Source organism: Microbispora sitophila (genome assembly GCF_014892245.1).
GTDB lineage: Bacteria > Actinomycetota > Actinomycetes > Streptosporangiales > Streptosporangiaceae > Microbispora > Microbispora siamensis.
Map to the genome: position 1 here is coordinate 106178 of NZ_JADBGC010000007.1, position 16344 is coordinate 122521.

14 protein-coding genes, 1 tRNA gene and 2 pseudogenes are annotated in these 16344 nt (G+C 68.0%); 9 read left to right on the top strand and 8 right to left on the bottom strand.

All coding sequences use genetic code 11. The features are described from left to right. Positions 1 to 11: 11 nt before the first annotated feature. From IL992_RS14510 to IL992_RS14520, 3 genes and pseudogenes are all read left to right on the top strand, one after another. The gene (locus IL992_RS14510) at positions 12 to 1223 is read left to right on the top strand and encodes an MFS transporter (protein ID WP_226872961.1); all 1212 of its coding nucleotides are present in this window, start codon (positions 12 to 14) and stop codon (positions 1221 to 1223) included. A 455-nt stretch (positions 1224 to 1678) separates the two neighbouring features. Next, entirely contained in the window at positions 1679 to 2941 is a 1263-nt protein-coding gene (locus tag IL992_RS14515) for a COG4705 family protein (protein ID WP_226872962.1), read from the top strand. Between the two features lie 63 nt (positions 2942 to 3004). Continuing rightward, positions 3005 to 3157 (top strand): annotated as a pseudogene (locus IL992_RS14520) (ricin-type beta-trefoil lectin domain protein); the annotation flags it as partial. A 205-nt stretch (positions 3158 to 3362) separates the two neighbouring features. Here IL992_RS14520 and IL992_RS14525 read toward each other — a convergent pair. Both IL992_RS14525 and IL992_RS14530 read right to left on the bottom strand, forming a co-directional pair. Then, positions 3363 to 3581 (bottom strand): hypothetical protein, encoded by a 219-nt coding sequence (locus IL992_RS14525; RefSeq protein ID WP_193203889.1) that lies wholly within the window; start codon positions 3579 to 3581, stop codon positions 3363 to 3365. A 166-nt stretch (positions 3582 to 3747) separates the two neighbouring features. Next, positions 3748 to 4356, bottom strand: coding sequence for a TetR/AcrR family transcriptional regulator (locus tag IL992_RS14530; RefSeq protein ID WP_193203890.1), 609 nt, complete (start codon positions 4354 to 4356; stop codon positions 3748 to 3750). 358 nt (positions 4357 to 4714) lie between these two features. Here IL992_RS14530 and IL992_RS14535 point away from each other — a divergent pair, with 358 nt between their 5' ends. Both IL992_RS14535 and IL992_RS14540 read left to right on the top strand, forming a co-directional pair. Then, the gene (locus IL992_RS14535; protein ID WP_193203891.1) at positions 4715 to 5275 is read left to right on the top strand and encodes a hypothetical protein; all 561 of its coding nucleotides are present in this window, start codon (positions 4715 to 4717) and stop codon (positions 5273 to 5275) included. Position 5276: 1 nt separating this feature from the next. Continuing rightward, positions 5277 to 6728, top strand: coding sequence for a dihydrolipoyl dehydrogenase family protein (locus tag IL992_RS14540; RefSeq protein WP_193203892.1), 1452 nt, complete (start codon positions 5277 to 5279; stop codon positions 6726 to 6728). A gap of 343 nt (positions 6729 to 7071) precedes the next feature. Here IL992_RS14540 and IL992_RS14545 read toward each other — a convergent pair whose 3' ends face one another. Both IL992_RS14545 and IL992_RS14550 read right to left on the bottom strand, forming a co-directional pair. Further along, a complete protein-coding gene (locus IL992_RS14545) occupies positions 7072 to 7440 on the bottom strand; it encodes a VOC family protein (protein WP_193203893.1) in 369 nt (122 codons plus the stop codon). A 35-nt stretch (positions 7441 to 7475) separates the two neighbouring features. Continuing rightward, entirely contained in the window at positions 7476 to 8249 is a 774-nt protein-coding gene (locus IL992_RS14550) for an oxidoreductase (RefSeq protein WP_193203894.1), read from the bottom strand. An 81-nt stretch (positions 8250 to 8330) separates the two neighbouring features. Between IL992_RS14550 and IL992_RS14555 the strand changes: the two genes are divergently transcribed. Then, positions 8331 to 8903 carry a TetR/AcrR family transcriptional regulator gene (locus tag IL992_RS14555; RefSeq protein ID WP_193203895.1) on the top strand — a complete coding sequence of 191 codons (573 nt, stop codon included), beginning with the start codon at positions 8331 to 8333 and terminating at the stop codon, positions 8901 to 8903. A gap of 915 nt (positions 8904 to 9818) precedes the next feature. On the opposite strand, the gene IL992_RS14560 is transcribed toward IL992_RS14555, so the two are convergent. Continuing rightward, positions 9819 to 10373: a profilin gene (locus IL992_RS14560; protein WP_193203896.1), complete on the bottom strand. Its 555-nt coding sequence runs from the start codon at positions 10371 to 10373 to the stop codon at positions 9819 to 9821. Between the two features lie 255 nt (positions 10374 to 10628). Between IL992_RS14560 and IL992_RS14565 the strand changes: the two genes are divergently transcribed. The 3 genes and pseudogenes from IL992_RS14565 (at position 10629) to IL992_RS46210 (ending at position 12627) form a co-directional block, all read left to right on the top strand. After that, entirely contained in the window at positions 10629 to 11177 is a 549-nt protein-coding gene (locus IL992_RS14565) for a hypothetical protein (protein WP_193203897.1), read from the top strand. Between the two features lie 471 nt (positions 11178 to 11648). Beyond that, positions 11649 to 11858 (top strand): annotated as a pseudogene (locus IL992_RS48930) (N-terminal phage integrase SAM-like domain-containing protein); the annotation flags it as partial. A gap of 412 nt (positions 11859 to 12270) precedes the next feature. After that, positions 12271 to 12627 (top strand): tyrosine-type recombinase/integrase, encoded by a 357-nt coding sequence (locus IL992_RS46210; RefSeq protein WP_319018543.1) that lies wholly within the window; start codon positions 12271 to 12273, stop codon positions 12625 to 12627. 66 nt (positions 12628 to 12693) lie between these two features. On the opposite strand, the gene IL992_RS14575 is transcribed toward IL992_RS46210, so the two are convergent. The 3 genes from IL992_RS14575 to gyrA all read right to left on the bottom strand — a co-directional run bounded on the left by IL992_RS14575 (position 12694) and on the right by gyrA (position 16319). After that, positions 12694 to 12767 (bottom strand) — tRNA-Ile (locus tag IL992_RS14575). Between the two features lie 155 nt (positions 12768 to 12922). Continuing rightward, complete coding sequence (locus IL992_RS14580) at positions 12923 to 13630, bottom strand: DUF3566 domain-containing protein (protein ID WP_319018544.1); 708 nt, start codon at positions 13628 to 13630, stop codon at positions 12923 to 12925. A 187-nt stretch (positions 13631 to 13817) separates the two neighbouring features. Then, positions 13818 to 16319, bottom strand: coding sequence for a DNA gyrase subunit A (gene gyrA / locus IL992_RS14585; protein WP_193203899.1), 2502 nt, complete (start codon positions 16317 to 16319; stop codon positions 13818 to 13820). Between the last annotated feature and the right edge of the window lie 25 nt (positions 16320 to 16344).

Consider the following 16344-nt stretch of genomic DNA (forward strand, 5'->3'; position numbering starts at 1 on the left):
TCCCTATCACTATGAGTGACAGCAATCTTGTCCGGCTCCTGCTGACCAGCCAGTTCTCCATCAAGTTCGGCTTCACCCTGCTGATGCCGTACCTCGCGGGGCACCTCACACACGGCCTCGGCCTGACCGCGTCGGCGGTGGGACTGATCCTGGGGATCCGCAACGCGAGCCAGCGCGGGCTGGCGCTGGTCGGCGGGCATCTGGCCGACCGGTTCGGGTGCCGAGCCGCCGTCGTGACCGGCTGCGCGTTGAGGTCCGCGGGGTTCGGACTGCTCGCGTTCGCCGACAGGGTGCCGGCGCTGGTGCTGGCCTCGGCGGCGACCGGATTCGCGGGCGCGCTGTTCGACCCGGGGATACGCACCATGCTGGCGACGGTCGCCGGTGACCGCAGGACCATCCTGTTCGGCCGTTTCAACGTGGCTGGGCAGGCCGGGCTGCTGCTCGGCCCGCTGGCCGGGCTGGTGCTGGCCACGCTGGACTTCCGCCTGGTCGCGCTCGTCGCCGCCGCGGTGTTCGCCGTCCTCACCATGGTCCAGGCGGTCGCGCTACCCGCCGTCGCCGCCACGGCCCCCAGGGAGGACCGCGCCGGATGGCGAAGCGTCCTGCGGGATCGCCGCTTCCTCGTCTTCTCCCTCGCAATGGCCGGATCGTACCTGCTGCCGTTTCAGATCTACGTCACAGTGCCGCTGGTCATGGGCCGCACGCTCGGGCCCGAACAGGACTTCGGGATGGGCGAGCTGTTCGCGCTGTCGGCGGTGCTGGCGATCGCGTTGCAGGGACGGGTGGGTGCGTGGGCGGCGAAGCGGTGGTCACCGCCGCGCTGCCTGGCGGCCGGTCTCGTGGTGATGGCGCTGGCGTTCGTGCCTCTGGTCGCGTTTCCGCAGCCCGTCGTGCCCTCCGTCCTCGACGAGGAGGTGGCCGAACATCTCGCGATGCTGCCGATGCTGGCCGGCGCGGCCCTACTGGCCGTGGGCACGATGCTGATCTGCCCGTTCGAGATGGACGTCATCGTACGGCTGTCGCGCGGGCGTCTCGTCGCCACGCACTACGGCCTCTATTCGACCGTGTCCGGCGTCGCGACCGCCGTGGGCAACCTGCTCACCGGTCTGATCTGGGAATCCCCGTACAGATGGCTGCCGTGGACGGCCTTCGTGGCGCTGGGATGCGGGTGTGCCCTGGGAGTGGCCCTCCTCAACCGCCGGCGACTGCTGACGCCGGCCTGAACGGCACCCATGGGGTAAGAACGCGGCTTATCTCGCGCTAAGCGGGCGTTAATCATCGCCCTCCTACCGTTGCCCCATGCGTTCACGCCAATGCCTGACACTGTGCTTTCTGACACTGTGCGTCCTGGCGGGCATCGTCAGAGTGGGCACCTTGACCAACTCGCTCGGCACTCGTGCCAGGCGCCACGGTGCTCGATCGTGAAGAAAACCGGAACCGCGGCCAGAAAGCCTCGTCGTTCAGCTACTTTCCTCCGCCCTGACGCGAAGCGGATCGAGTTGCTCACCGGAGAAACACGAGGCGGCTTCCACTCGCTTACCACTACTCGCGCGAACGGCATCTGGTCTGGCGAGTCCTGCTGGGTGCAGTACCAACGAACCCTGCCGATGACGGCGTCCACTTTCCTGTCTGGAGCGTGCGCATGGTAACCATCTCTGCTCCCCCTCGGCTGCGACAAATGACGAACAAGGTGCCCCTGGTCACCGCGACCTTCTGGGTCATCAAGATTCTTTCGACGACGGTCGGGGAGACGTTCGCGGACTACCTGTCAGTCAATGTCGGGCTGGGCCCGGTAGTGACCGATGGTCTGGTGTCCGTCGTCCTGGCAGCGGCCCTGGTGCTGCAGGCCTCCACCCGCCGCTACACCCCGTGGATCTATTGGCTGTCCGTGGTACTGGTGAGCATCTCGGGGACGCAGATCACCGACTTCCTCACCGACACCCTCGGGGTCAGTCTGTACGTCAGCACGGCGCTGTTCGCGGTGCTCCTCGCCGTGGTTTTCACCGTCTGGTACCGGCAGGAGATGACTCTGTCGATAACGGCGATCAACACGCCCCGGCGGGAAGCGTTCTACTGGGGCGCCATTCTGACCACCTTCGCGCTGGGCACCGCGGCCGGCGACCTGTCCACCGAGGCGTTGAGTCTCGGGTTCCGCAACGGTGCGCTGATCTTCGGCGGCGCCTTCCTCGTCACGCTGGTGCTGTGGCGGATCGAGGCCTGGCAGGTGGCCGCGTTCTGGGCCGCCTACATCCTGACCCGCCCGCTGGGCGCCGCGGTCGGTGATCTGCTCACCCAGGACCACTCGCTCGGTGGTCTGGGTCTCGGCGCCACCCGGACCAGCGTGTTGTTCTTCGCCGTTATCGTCGTGCTTGTCGGGCGCGAGCAGGTGGCCACAACCAGGGCCCGCCGCGCGGGCGCGCACTCGGCGGATATCGGGGGCAAGTCGGGCCGGGCGAGCCTGGGCCGGCCGTCGGATCTGATGTGGGCTGCCGCCGGCATCGCCGCCGTCGTGGGGATCGGCAGCTGGCTATCGGCCGGAGCCGCCGGCCAGACTCCGGGCTCAAAGGTGGCGGCGACCGGATCCGCTGGCTCCCCTGGTGCGGCAGCAGGGAACTCGACAGCGGCGGGGGCTGCAAAGGCACGGCGGGTGGTGTCAGCCAAGCTCGGGGATCTGTCCTCCTTCGCGGTCATCGTCGACGACGTCAACGCGCTGATCGCCAAGGGCGACCTCGCCGGCGCGAAAACGCGGATCAAAGACCTCGAGGTGGCCTGGGACGCCGCAGAGGCAGGCCTCAAGCCCCGCTCCCCACAGGACTGGCACGCCTTGGACAACGCGATCGACGGGGCGCTAACCGCGCTGCGCGCCGGCAACCCGACCCAGGCACGGTGTGTCGCGGCGCTACAAACCCTTGAGAAGACCTTGAACCAACAGCAGGGCTGAACCGCTCCACCGCACTCAACCGGACGCCGCCGCCCGTACCGGTCGGCCGCTGACTGCGGCACCAACCAGCGGTTCACCTACACCTCGGGCAAGAGCCTGCAGGTGTACGGCAACAAGTGCCTGGACGCCTACGGGCAGGGCACCGCCAATGGCACCCAGGTGATCATCTGGGACTGCAACGGCCAGGCCAACCAGCGGTGGACCCTGCGCAGCTGATTCTGACCATCTGGTTCCGGGCATGAGGGCGATCGGGTGGAAACGCCCTGGGCGGAGGCCGGACATCTGGTGGGGCTACGGCTCCCCGGAACGGGCTTCTGCCCGCAAGGCACGAAACGGTTGTATTGCGGCATCGATGCCATAGGTGGGAGAAAGCCGTGCAGCGCGCCGAAGATGACACGTGCCGACATCGTGGTGAAGAACATCAAAGCGCAGCTTGCCGGCGACCAGCCGGACGCCGTTCGCACGTGGTGGCGTACTCGGCGTAGACGGACGTCTTGTCGGCGTAGCTGTCGCAGACGGTGATGTGCTTGCGGTCGGCGGTTACCTGGACGTAGCGGTACCGGTTGTCGCCGTCGCGCCAGTCCGGGCCGTTGGCAGCGGCAGGGGACGCGAGCGTGACAACGGCGAGCAGGGCGGCCACGAGCGTGGCGGACGGCGAACTTCATGGCGCTCATGCGGATCCTGAAGAAGATCGGCGACATCGCCGACTTCGTGATCATAGACAAGAGGTGTCGGCCGAGACGTCCGGCCGGCAATCGGCGGCAAGGGCTCGACCGCTTCATTCCTGAGCGGAGGCGCCTGGGGCTTCAGGCGCCCGCCGGTCCGCTGTAGTCGGTGGCGGCATAGACCTGCAGGAGCCTCTCGACTCCGCGTAGGAAGGTCTCGCAGATCAGCACCGGGTCGAACAGGCAGCCGGCGGCCATGGCGCCGTCGCGCATCATCACGAAGTGGCGGGCGGCGGGCTCGGCGCCGGTCTCCTGGATCTTGGCCAGCAGTTCCGTAATGGTTTCCAGGAACCATTGGCGGTGGGCGAGCACGGCCTTGTGCACCGAGGACTCGGGGTCGGGATACTCGACGGCAGCGTTGAGGAAGGCGCATCCCCGGAAGCCGGGGGACTGGATGTTTTGGGCGATGGACTTGCTGAGGGCCCGGATGGCGTCGGCGGCCGGTAGTCCGGCGGCGACGGCCTCGTCCGCCTGACCCCGCATGGCCCGGTCGACCTCGTTCAGGTAGGCGAGGACAAGGTCTTCCTTGCCGGGGAAGTGCCGGTAGAGGGTGGCCCGCGTCACCTGCGCTTCGGCGACGATGCGATCGATGCCGACGGCGTGGATGCCCTCCGCGTAGAAGAGCCGGGTGGCCGTGTCGAGCAGCCGGGACCGCGCTTCGGACGGCCGGCCTTCGGGTTCGCTACGCATGCGACCATCCTAGTAGGTAGAACGTTCGGTCTTGACAGTTCGCGCCGCAGATTGCAGGCTATGCGAGGTAGAACGTTCTGTCTTGCGGGAGAGTTGTTCCAGTGGGTCGTCGTCTTTACGTACGCACCGCCCCGCTGTTCATCGGTACGGCCGTGGTCGCCGCGGTCGGCCTGTCGGCGGCGGGTCCGGCGTCCGCGGCACGGAGGACCTCGTACTTTCCGTCCTTCGTGAAGCCGGCCCGGATTTCCGTCGAGCATCTGCCGCGACCATGGCCGTCAGTAGCGCCGGTGCGCCGGGAGTGCCTTCCCGGAACGAGCGAGGCGGTCTCCTCGTCACTCAAACTCCGAGAAGGATCATTATGAGCTCCATCGCTGCTTCGCCCGGCATTTCCGGGACCGCGTCCGCACTGCGGCGGCTGTACTTCGTCCGGTTCGCGTTCGCCATCGTCTGGGCCCTCGCGATGTTCACGACCGCCTCGAACCTGGGTTCGCTCGCGGTCACCCTGCTTGTGCTCTATCCGCTGTTCGACGTGGCCGCCGCCGTCATCGACGCCCGCGCGTCGCGCGCCACCGGATCACCTGCCCTGCTGTACGTCAACATCGCGGTCAGCCTGATCACCGCCATCGGTGTGGCCATCGCCTGCGCGTCCGGCATCCCGGCTGTGCTGCGCGTGTGGGGCGCCTGGGCAATCGTGGCCGGGCTGGTCCAGCTGATCGTGGGCGTCACCCGCCGCAAGATGGGCGGTCAGTGGCCGATGATCATCAGCGGCGCCATCTCGGTACTCGCCGGCGCGTCGTTCATCCTTGGTGCCTCCGCAGCCAACCCGACGCTGACCAACGCGGCCGGCTACGCCATCCCCGGCGGCATCTTCTTCCTCATCTCGGCCTTCCGCCTCGGCCGCGCCGCGAAGGGAAACTGACATGGACAGCAACACTTACGACGACACCTACGACGTCGTCGTCATCGGGGCCGGTCCGGTCGGGGAGAACGTCGCCGACCGGGTGGTGCAGGGTGGGCTGAGCGCCGCCGTCGTCGAGCGCGAGCTCGTCGGTGGGGAATGTTCCTACTGGGCCTGCATGCCGACCAAGGCATTGCTGCGCAGCGCGGCGGCGTTGCGGGCGGCACGCCAGGTGCCCGGGGCGCGCGAGGCGGTGACCGATGGTCTCGACGCGGCCGCGGTGCTGGGCCGCCGGGATTCCTTCGCCTCGCATTGGAAGGACGATGGTCAGGTCGGCTGGCTCGATTCGGCCGGGATCGCTCTGCACCGTGGTCAGGGCCGGATCGTGGCCGCGGGCGTGGTCCAGGTGACCGGCGACGACGGCGTCCCGGTCACGTTGACGGCCCGGCATGCGGTGGTCGTCGCGACCGGAAGCGGCGCGTTGCTGCCGGACGTTCCCGGTTTGCGCGAGGCCGCGCCGTGGACCAGCCGGGAGGCGGCCGCCGCGAGCGCGGTCCCCGGTCGGCTCGCTGTCATCGGTGGTGGCGTGGTGGCGTCGGAGATGGCGACCGCCTTCGCCGCCCTGGGGTCCTCGGTGACGATGCTGGCTCGCGACGGTGTGCTGCCGCTGGCCGAGCCGTTCGCCGGCGAGCGGGTCACCGAGTCGTTGCGGGAGGCCGGTGTGTCGGTACGCCTCGGTGCGGAGGCCGCATCGGTGCACCGCGACGAGGCCGGAACGGTGCACATCACGATGACCGACGGCGAGCAGGTCGAGGCCGACGAGGTGCTGGTGGCGATCGGCCGGACACCGAACACCCAGGACATCGGTCTCGGCGCCGTCGGCCTGACACCGGGTGCCTGGCTCACGGTGGACGACACGCTGCGCGTGGTCGGGGAGGACGGGGCGCCGATCGGTGATGGGTGGCTGTACGCCGCCGGTGACGTCAACCGGCGAGTGCTGCTGACCCACCAGGGCAAATACCAGGCCCGCGCGGTCGGCGACGTCATCGTGGCACGGGCGAAGGGCGAAGCGGTCGAGGACGGCCGCTGGGGCCGGCACGTGGCCACGGCCGACGAGCGCGCGGTGCCCCAGGTGGTCTTCACCGAACCGGAGATCGCGTCGGTGGGACTGACCGCGGCCGCGGCCGAGGCCGCCGGGATACGGATCCGCGTGGTCGATTACGACCTGGGCGCCATCGCCGGATCCGCCCTACACGCCGACGGATACCGGGGGCACGCCCGCATGGTCGTCGATGAGGACAGGAAAGTGATCGTCGGCTTCACGCTCGTGGGTCCGGATGTCGCAGAACTGCTGCACGCCGCGACGATCGCGGTCGTCGGCGAGGTTCCGCTGGACCGGCTGTGGCACGCGGTTCCGTCGTTCCCCACCGTCAGCGAGGTGTGGCTGCGCCTGCTGGAGGCGTACGGCCGCTGACCGCCGGGCCGTGTGCTGTTCCTGTCGCGGCTGCTTAACTGAAACCGCATGATCACGGCGACCCATCAGGCTGTGACACGGGCACCAAGAAGAGCGGGCCGCCGTCGGTCGCCTCTTATTGCTTGACCTCGATGTACTTGGTTTGCCAACTTTCGGGGCCTCGGAATCGGCACCCGGTCGCACTGGCTTGCCCGTACTGGACGGCCGGTCGGGTTTCCACAGCCCTTCTCATCCGCATCAGGCCTTCACGTCGCCGCGTGCTTCGACGATTCGGTCGGCGCGGCGTCGGCAAAGCGGGTCTCGGAAACAGCGCTGGCGCGGTTGTTCGTGCTCGGTTTCGGGGTCAGGCCGAGCGAACACAGAAGGGGTGTCCCGCCGGGCTGGCGTACACCCGCGAGCCCTGCTGAGCGGAGGCGACGACATCGTCAGTCGGTCGCAGCCGTCGACCGCCGGCGTCCAGCACCCGCTTGTCCGCGGTCGCCACGTCGTCCGTGGCGAGGTCGAAGTGCATCTGCTGGGGGGCGCCGTCGGGCCACTGCGGCGGCACATGCCCCTGAGCGTGCTGGATCACGATCACGGGGAAGCCGTCGATCTGCAGAAAGTGGTGCGTCGGCGTCCTCGTGATCAAGCCGCCGAGTAGCCCGTGCCAGAACGAGCTCTCGCTGTCCAGGTCCGTAGCGTCTACGATCAATGACGTCAGGCTGAAGGTCATGGTGTTTCTCCTCGAATCGCCTACGGGGGTGCGGCTCAGACCACGGGGATGATGCCGCCGTCGACCCGGAACTGAGCACCCGTGAGCCATTTAGCGCGGTCGGAAGCGAGGAACGCGATCATCTCGGCGACGTCCTCGGGTTCGCCGGGGCGCCCCATCGGCACCTTCAGGTGGTGCACGATCTGCTGCTTGACCTCGTCGATGCCCACGCCCTGGCTGTCGGCCATCTGCTGAAGATGATCGACCGCTCCCTCGGTGACGACGAAGCCCGGCAGAACGCACACCACACGTACGCCGTGCTCGCCCACCGCCGTCGCCAACTCGCGGCTATAGGCGTTGAGCGCCGCCTTCGATGCCGCGTACGACGCCTCGGCGGGCTGGGGAAGGTGGCTGGCGATGGAGGAGACGTGCACCACGACGCCGAAGCCACGCTCGACCATCCCGGGCACCAGGGCCCGGTCAAGCCGGACCGCGCTGAGCAGGTTCATCTCCAGGTCGGCGAGCCAGGACGCGTCCGACCGCTCCAGGGTCGGCATCGGTCCGGTTGCGGCTCCGGCGTTGTTGACCAGGACGTCGATGCCTCCGACGCTGTCCACTACTCGTCGGCCGAGCTCCGTCGCCCCCTCCTCCGACCGCAGGTCGGCGGGAATGAAGATGGCGGGCAGGTCTTCCGGAGGCGCGGTTCGCGAGGCCGTCAGCACGATGGCGCCGGCTGCGGCGAAGCGACGGGCCGTCGCCTCCCCGAGCCCTCGGCTACCGCCGGTCACCAGCACTCGCAGGCCGGCGAGCTGTTCGTGCTCGATCGTCATGGGCGTACTCCTTCAGTAAGGTGAATCCGACTCCGGAAACTGTACACTTAAACGGAGTCTGATTCACCTTATGGAGGACCGTTGCCGTCATCACGTCCACTGCGCGCAGATGCCCGCCGCAACCGCGAAGCGCTCCTAGCCGCGGCGCGTGAGGCGTTCCTCGCCGACGACGACACCCATGTGGAGGAGATCGCCCGCCGAGCCGACGTGGCCGTCGGCACGCTGTACCGCCACTTCGCGACGCGCGAGGCGCTCGTCGCGGAGGTGTACCGCCAGGAGGTCGCCGAGCTCTGCGCAAGCCCCGCCCGGCTGCTCGCGCAACACGCCCCGGACGAAGCACTGCGCACCTTCCTGCTGCTGCTCGTGGAGCATGCGGCAGTAGGCAGAGGGATGGGTGAGGCGCTGGAGAGCATCATGGCAACCGATTCGCCGGTCTTCGACGACGCGCGCGACGAGATGGCCCGCGCCCTCGACGAACTTCTCGCCGCAGGTGTTGCAGCCGGCCTCGTCCGCAATGGCATCAGCGGGCGCGTCGTGCTGCGCGCCCTTGGCGGCATCTGCGGGATGCGCGCCAAAGGCTGGAAGGACGATGCGCTACGCATCGCCACGCTTCTGTACGACGGGTTGCGCTACGGCGCAGTGAACCACGGCTAGCGCGAGGTTGCCAGGCGCTTCCCCTCTTCGAGAGGCAACTCAGCCGCGCCATCGCAGCACTCCTCGGGCCGAAGCTCTGCTCGCCTGGCTTGTCGCTGCACACGCGCGGGGCGACGTGAGGTTTGTCCTTGTCCTCTGCGCTTACGACGCAGTTGTCGTCTGATCAAGATGCCGCCCGGAAACTCACTTGAACGCGTCGGTGCCCGTTGGTGACGGACAGCGCGACGGTCAGATGACGGTCAAACGATCAAAAGACCAGGTCCCTGGTCTTGGGAACTGGCCTCTGAGCTGGTACTTCGTGGTGGGGCTTCCAGGACTTGAACCTGGGACCTCTTCCTTATCAGGACTGTTCACTGCCCGATCAGGGGCTCGGGTTGCGCTCTCGACCAGTGCTGGACGGTCGTCGGTGTGAGCCGTCGTGTACCTCTGTTGCAGTAGCCGTTGCAGTACTGCGCTGCCCTGGGCAGATGCCCGCACGTACTCCCTGCTGATCTTCCCGTCGCCGTCGTCCCACCCGTCAGGGGAGCGGGCCAGGGCCACGGGGCCAAGGTGGAGCGCCCCACTGGACGAACGACCTTGGCCCCGTGGCCCTGGTCTGCTCGGCTTGTCCTGGGGGCGACGGCGGCGGGACGATCAGCACCGCAACCACCCACGGATCTCACTTGTGCACGGGAGATCATCCTGGAGCCGGAGGCCCCCGCCGGAGGCAGGAAGGCGCGTCACCCGCTAACAGCACGGCTATGGACAGTCGCGAGGCTGAGTCGGCCTGCGCCGGTGAGGCGATGCTGATGCACGACGGCAGGGCCGAAAGGCTGTCGCATCCACCCTGCTGCCGACTTGAGAGGTAGCGATCGTTCAGCTCAGGGGCTGTCTTCGATCCTCCCCGCGATTGCGGGGAGGAGTGAAGAGGGCCTCTTAGTACCCCTGGTTGCGGATCGAGGTCGTGGCCTTGTCGAGTTCGGCCTTGGCGACGAGCGGTTTGGTCTTGTTGGCGTCGTACACGGCGACGACGATGGTCTGCGCGGTCGGTTCGGCCCAGAAGTAGATCTTGTTGTTTCCCTCCGCGGCCATCGCCTGTGCGTCGGCCTTGAGGACGTACCACCTTCTGCCGCCGATGGTGATGAGGTCGCCCTGGTACGAGCCGGGGTAGTCGAAGGCGTGGGCCAGGGTCTGGCGTTCGGTGATGTACAGGCCGCCGGTCTGGGCGAGGTTGTGCGCACCGTCGCGCGTGATGATCGCCGCCTGAGTGAACGTGCCGGAGGACACCATGCTGTCGGTGATGGCATGCCAGTCGGGCACACGGCGCGCGACGGCCCCCGCAGCCGGGGCGGCCGCTGGCGCAGCGACGGAACTCGTGCTCGCAGCGGCCGGAGCGAAGGGGGCGGCCAGGGCCACCGTGCAGGCTCCGGCCAGCAGGCCGGTCACCTTCCAGGCCGCTCGACGGGGGTGGGGCGACGCACTGGTATCCATAGAGTTTCCCTTCAATTACTGACGGTGACGTCGCCACTCTTGTCGCGCGGATGTTGCGCCACAAGTGGCCCAGGGGTAGCGCCGACCTGTCTGATCCCCGCGAACCCCGTGGTGGCCTGCCCGGCATCGATAGGCCACAGTTGCCTGTCTATGCAGAGAGTTATCACATGGTGACTCTGAGTGTTTCTCTTTGTGGGCCCACCGTCTCCCGTATCGGCACTCGATCCAGGCAGCCACCCCGAGAGAGGACCATCCATGGCCAAGCCCGCCCGAGCCTTCGCCGCAGCCGTCGCGACGATCGCCGCCCTGGTTCCGCCCGCCGCCGCAGCGCCCCCGACGACCCCGGTGACCCTGGCGGCCCCCTCCGCGACCGCTGCGGCACCCAACTTCACCATCTACAACGCCCCCAACAGCCAAGACAGCGAAGACGTCGTCACCGCCTCGGCCGTCCCGATCGCCAACAAGGACGTGGTGGAGTTCGTGCTCACCACCGCATCCCAGGTCACCTGGAGGAAGGAGCTTGTGCTGTGCGCCATGGCGTGCGACTCGACCCCCACCGGCACGAGCTACTGGAACGATCCCGACCAAGGGGCCAATTTCGCCTTGGACGGGGACTACACCCAAGACAGCAAGCACACCACCAAAGTGATGCCCATCTCCAGGACCCACGTCACGGGCCTGGTCGGGGTGACCCTCTACGTCAAGAAGGCCAAGGCTTTCGGGAACATGTGGGTGATGTACCCGGTCAAGGTCCCCGCCGACCACCTGGGCTACCGCATCACCCTCACCTGGTCCAAGGACTAAGGTGAGTCTGCCCGCTCCACCGATCGGATTACGGCTGACGGTGAGGAGGCGGCGGTGTGGCCGACAGTGCTTGACCGGTGAAAAGTAGAGGGCAACGTGCCGTCGGGCGGCGGTGCGGCGCTCGTCCGAGGGAGGCTTGGGTACGGCGGGCTGGTGTGCGGCGGGCGGCGCGAGCCGCTGCCGGCCGGGACCGGCCCCCAGGCCGCACGCCCGGACGGCGGGCGGGCGATGCGCCGCGGTGCGGCGGCGCGCCGCGCCGCCGCCTTGATGGCAACCCGTACGGCCGGAACCTCCGGCGATCAACCCCGGAAGAAGACCCGTCGCAAGCGGGCCAACAACGAGGGCACCGTCTATCAGCGGGCGGACGGTAAGTGGTGCGGGCAGGTCTACGTACTCACCGCTGACGGCACGGAGAAGCGGAAGACCGTCTACGGCAAGACGGCCGACGAGGCGCGAGCCAAGATCGAGGAAATGAAGATCAAGTCTCGGCGCGGTGTGCCTGCGGCTGATCGTACGTGGAAGGTCGGCGACTACCTCGATTACTGGTTGCAGGACGTCGCCCGCCACTCGATCCGGAAAACCACCTACGCGAAGTACGAGACCATGGTCCGTCTCTACCTCAAGCCTGCGTTGGGCCGGAAGAAGCTCGACCGGCTGACCGTCGCTGAGGTTCAGACCTTCCTCAACAGCAAGCTCAATGGGGAGGGTCACGCGATCGGCACGGTTCACGTCATGCGGAACGTGCTGAGTGCGGCCCTGACGAGGGCCATGCGGGAAGAGATCATCTCTCGGAACGTCGCTCGGCTGGCGACTTTTCCGGCAGTTGACGCCAAGCGGAATCAGCCTTGGACGGCTGACGAGGCGAGGGCCTTCCTGCGGGTCGCGCGCTATGACCCGCTGTACCCGGCCTTCGTGCTCCTCCTCGTGTACGGCCTGCGCCGTGGCGAGGCTCTGGGGCTCCGCTGGGTGGACGTCGACTTTGACGAGGGCCACGTCCACATCCGGCGTCAGCTCGTCCGGGTCGGCAAGGAGCTGCACCACGGGCCGGTGAAGACGAGGGCCAGGCAACCGGTCGCTGCCTCTCCTTGGCGTCGTGCGGGAGGCGTTGGAGATCCAGCGGGACGGCCAGCAGATCCTCCGCGAGGAGGCGGGGAAGGACTGGACGGACACCGGACTCGTCTTCACGACCAGATCGGGCAAGCCGATCGAGCCGCGCAACCTCGCCCGGTCCTTCGCCCGGATCGTGGAGACGCACAAGCTCCGGCCGATCCGCGTTCACGACCTCCGGCACACCGCCGCGTCCTTGCTCAAGAAGCTCGGCGTCGCGCCGCGTGACGCGATGGAAATCCTCGGGCACAGCCGGATCTCGGTGACGATGGAGATCTACACGCACGGGGACGGTGAGAGCCGGGAGAATGCCCTCAAGAGGGTGACGGGACTATTCGAGTGACTCTGTTGCAGTACCCGTTGCAGCAAAGAGCCCCGGAGCTTGATCGCTTCGGGGCGTTTATCGAGGTGGGGCTACCAGGACTTGAACCTGGGACCTCTTCCTTATCAGGGAAGCGCTCTAACCGACTGAGCTATAGCCCCGCACCGCGCAACGAACGTTACCGCATCCCGTTTCCGGTGGCGAATCCGTCGTTCCGAACGAGGAAAAGCTTACCGTGTCCGGGCCCGTGGTCGTGCCATCGAGGCGCATCCGTACGGCGGGCCGCTCGTGTGGGCGGCCTGCCGTACCGGTAGGGTCACTCGGCTTCGCTGAACGTGACCTCAACACCGCCCACGAGGTCCGCGGAGATGTTGTAGATCACGGCGCCGAGCGTGGACAGCGCGGTGATGAGCACGACGTTCAGCGCGCCCAGCAGGGCCGCGTACCCGAGGATGCGGACCGGCTCGAACCAGCTGCCGATGTCGATGGTGCCGGCCCCGGCGCCACCGGCGCCGCTGGTGAGCTGGTTGACGGTGTCGGTGATCGAGGAGAAGACGCCGAGTGCCGACAGCACGCCGTACAGCACGGCGACGGCCACGAACAGCACGACGAAGCACACCAGCGACACGACGAAGCTGAACTTCATCGCCGACCACGGCTCGATCCTGCGCAGGACCAGGTGGGCCTTGCGCGGCGGACGCACGCCGAGCTTCTTGTCCTTGTCCTTGTCCTTCTTGGAGGACTCGGCGCGGTCTCCGGCCGGGCCGAAGCTCAGGCCGCGTACGGAACCGCCGTCCGCCGAGGGCCGGCCGTTGTCCACAGACGGACGGGCGTTGTCCACAGCGGGTGTGGACGCACCGAGGCCGGTGGGCCGGGGGTACTGCGCGGTCGCCCCGCCGCCGTCGGACCTGCTGCCGTTGTCGGACGCGCCGTCCGTGGCCGCCTGCCGCTTCCACGGCTGGTCAGCGGCCGAGGTCCGGATGCGCATGGTGTCGTCGGCCTTCGCCTTGTCGGCGGCGGTCACGTCATCTCCTTCGGAAGCCACCTTGGCGACGCTACCGCCATCGTGCGCCCGCGCGGTAACCCCGTTCGGGGACGACGCCGGGCGGGCGCCCGTGGGTCTCTGCTTGCTGCCGGGTGTCCGCGGCCCACCGGTGTCGCTCATGCCACGCCCTCACCTGGTGCGCATTCGCGGATGACGATTCGCTCGCTCATGCCTCGCCTCCTGCCCCGTTCTCCTCGGTCTCCAACGACTCGGCGTTGCGAGCGAGGGCCACAACGCTGTCACCCTCGGCCAGGTTCATCAGGCGGACGCCCATGGTCTGGCGGCCCGACTGCTTGATCTCGCCGGCGCTGGTACGGATCACCCCGCCGGCAGAGGTGATCGCGAAGACCTCGTCCTCGGGACGCACCATGACGGCTCCGACCAGCTTGCCACGAGCACTGACGATCTTCGCCGTCAGTACGCCCTTGCCGCCCCGGCCCTGGACCGGGTACTGGTCGGCGGGTGTCCGCTTCGCATACCCACCCTCGGTCGCGATCAACACGTCATCGCCGTCGCTCATGACGTTCATCGCGAGAAGTTCGTCACCGTCCACGAACCGCATGCCGATCACACCGCTGGTGGCGCGGCCCATCGGGCGCAGCGCATCGTCCGAGGCGGTGAACCTGATCGACTGCGCGTTCTTGGACACGAGCAGCAGATCATCACCCTCGGAGACGAGACGGGCGGCGATCACCTCGTCATCTTCGCGCAGATTGATCGCGATCAGGCCACCGGATCGCGGCGAATCGTATTCGGAAAGCCGCGTCTTCTTCACCAGACCGCTGCGGGTCGCCAGCACCAGGTAGGGCGCGACGTTGTAGTCCCGCAGGTCGAGGATCTCCATCACGTGCTCGTCGGGCTGCATGGCGAGCAGGTTGGCCAGGTGCTGGCCGCGGGCGTCCCGGCCCGAGTCCGGCAGCTCGTACGCCTTGAAGCGGTAGACCCGGCCCTTGTTGGTGAAGGCCAGCAGCCAGTGGTGCGTCGTGGTGACGAAGAAGTGCTCGACGATGTCGTCCTGGCGCAGCTGCGCGCCCCTGACGCCCTTGCCGCCGCGCCGCTGCGCCCGGTAGAGGTCGGTGCTCGTCCGCTTGGCGTAGCCGCCGCGCGTGATCGTGACGACCACGTCCTCCTCGGCGATCAGGTCCTCGATGGACATGTCGCCCTCGTACGCGGTGATCTCGGTCTTGCGTTCGTCGCCGTACTTGGCGACGATCTCCCCGAGCTCGTCCGACACGAGCCGGCGCTGCCGGGGCTCGGAGGCGAGGATGTCCTGGTAGTCGGCGATCTGCGCCATCAGGCCGTCGTACTCGTCCTGGATCTGCTGCCGCTCCAGCGCGGCCAGCTTGCGCAGCTGCATGTCCAGGATGGCCTGCGCCTGGACCTGGTCGATGTCCAGCAGCGTCATCAGGCCGCCCTGCGCCTCGGCCGCCGACGGCGACCGCCTGATCAGGGCGATGACGTCGTCGAGCCGGTCGAGCGCCTTGAGCAGACCGCGCAGGATGTGGGCCCGCTCCTCCGCCTTGCGCAGCAGGAACCGGGTCCGCCGGACCACGACCTCGATCTGGTGCGTGATGTAGTGCCGGACGAACTGGTCGAGCCGCAGCGTCCGCGGCACGCCGTCCACCAGCGCGATCATGTTCGCGCCGAACGTGGTCTGGAGCTGGGTGTGCTTGTAGAGGTTGTTCAGCACGACCTTGGCGACCGCGTCACGCTTGAGCACGATCACCAGCCGCTGGCCGGTGCGCGAGGACGTCTCGTCGCGGACGTCCGCGATCCCGGTGATCTTGCCGTCCCTGACCAGCTCGGCGATCGTGAGCGCCAGGTTGTCCGGGTTCACCTGGTACGGCAGGGCCGTGACGACCAGGCACTGCCGCCCCTTGGCGTCCTCCTCGACCTCGACGACGGCCCGCATGATGATCGAGCCGCGGCCGGTGCGGTAGGCGTCCTCGATGCCGCGACGGCCGACGATCAGCGCGCCGGTCGGGAAGTCGGGGCCCTTGACCCGCGCGAGCAGCCCGTTGAGCAGTTCCTCGTCGGTGGCCTCGGGGTTGTCGAGCGCCCACTTGACGGCCTCGCCGACCTCACGGAGGTTGTGCGGCGGGATGTTCGTCGCCATGCCCACGGCGATGCCGGCGGACCCGTTGACCAGCAGGTTCGGGAACCGCGACGGAAGGACGACCGGCTCCTGCGACCGCCCGTCGTAGTTGGGCTGGAAGTCGACGGTCTCCTTGTCGATGTCCCGGAGCATCTCCATGGCGATCGGCGCGAGGCGGCACTCGGTGTACCGCATCGCGGCGGCCGGGTCGTTGCCCGGCGAGCCGAAGTTGCCCTGGCCGTCGACGAGGGGGTAGCGCAGCGACCACGGCTGCGCGAGCCGTACGACGGTGTCGTAGATCGACGTGTCGCCGTGGGGGTGGTAGGAGCCCATGACGTCGCCGACGACGCGGGAGCACTTGAAGTAGCCGCGGTCGGGCCGGTAGCCGCCGTCGAACATCGCGTACAGCACGCGGCGGTGCACGGGCTTGAGGCCGTCGCGGACGTCGGGCAGCGCGCGGGACACGATGACGGACATCGCGTAGTCCATGTAGCTGCGCTGCATCTCGGCCTGGATGTCGACCGGCTCGATGCGATCGGCGGGGGGCCCAGGCGGCGTGTTCACTTCCGTCACGAAAAGTCCTTCTGGTTGGCCGCGC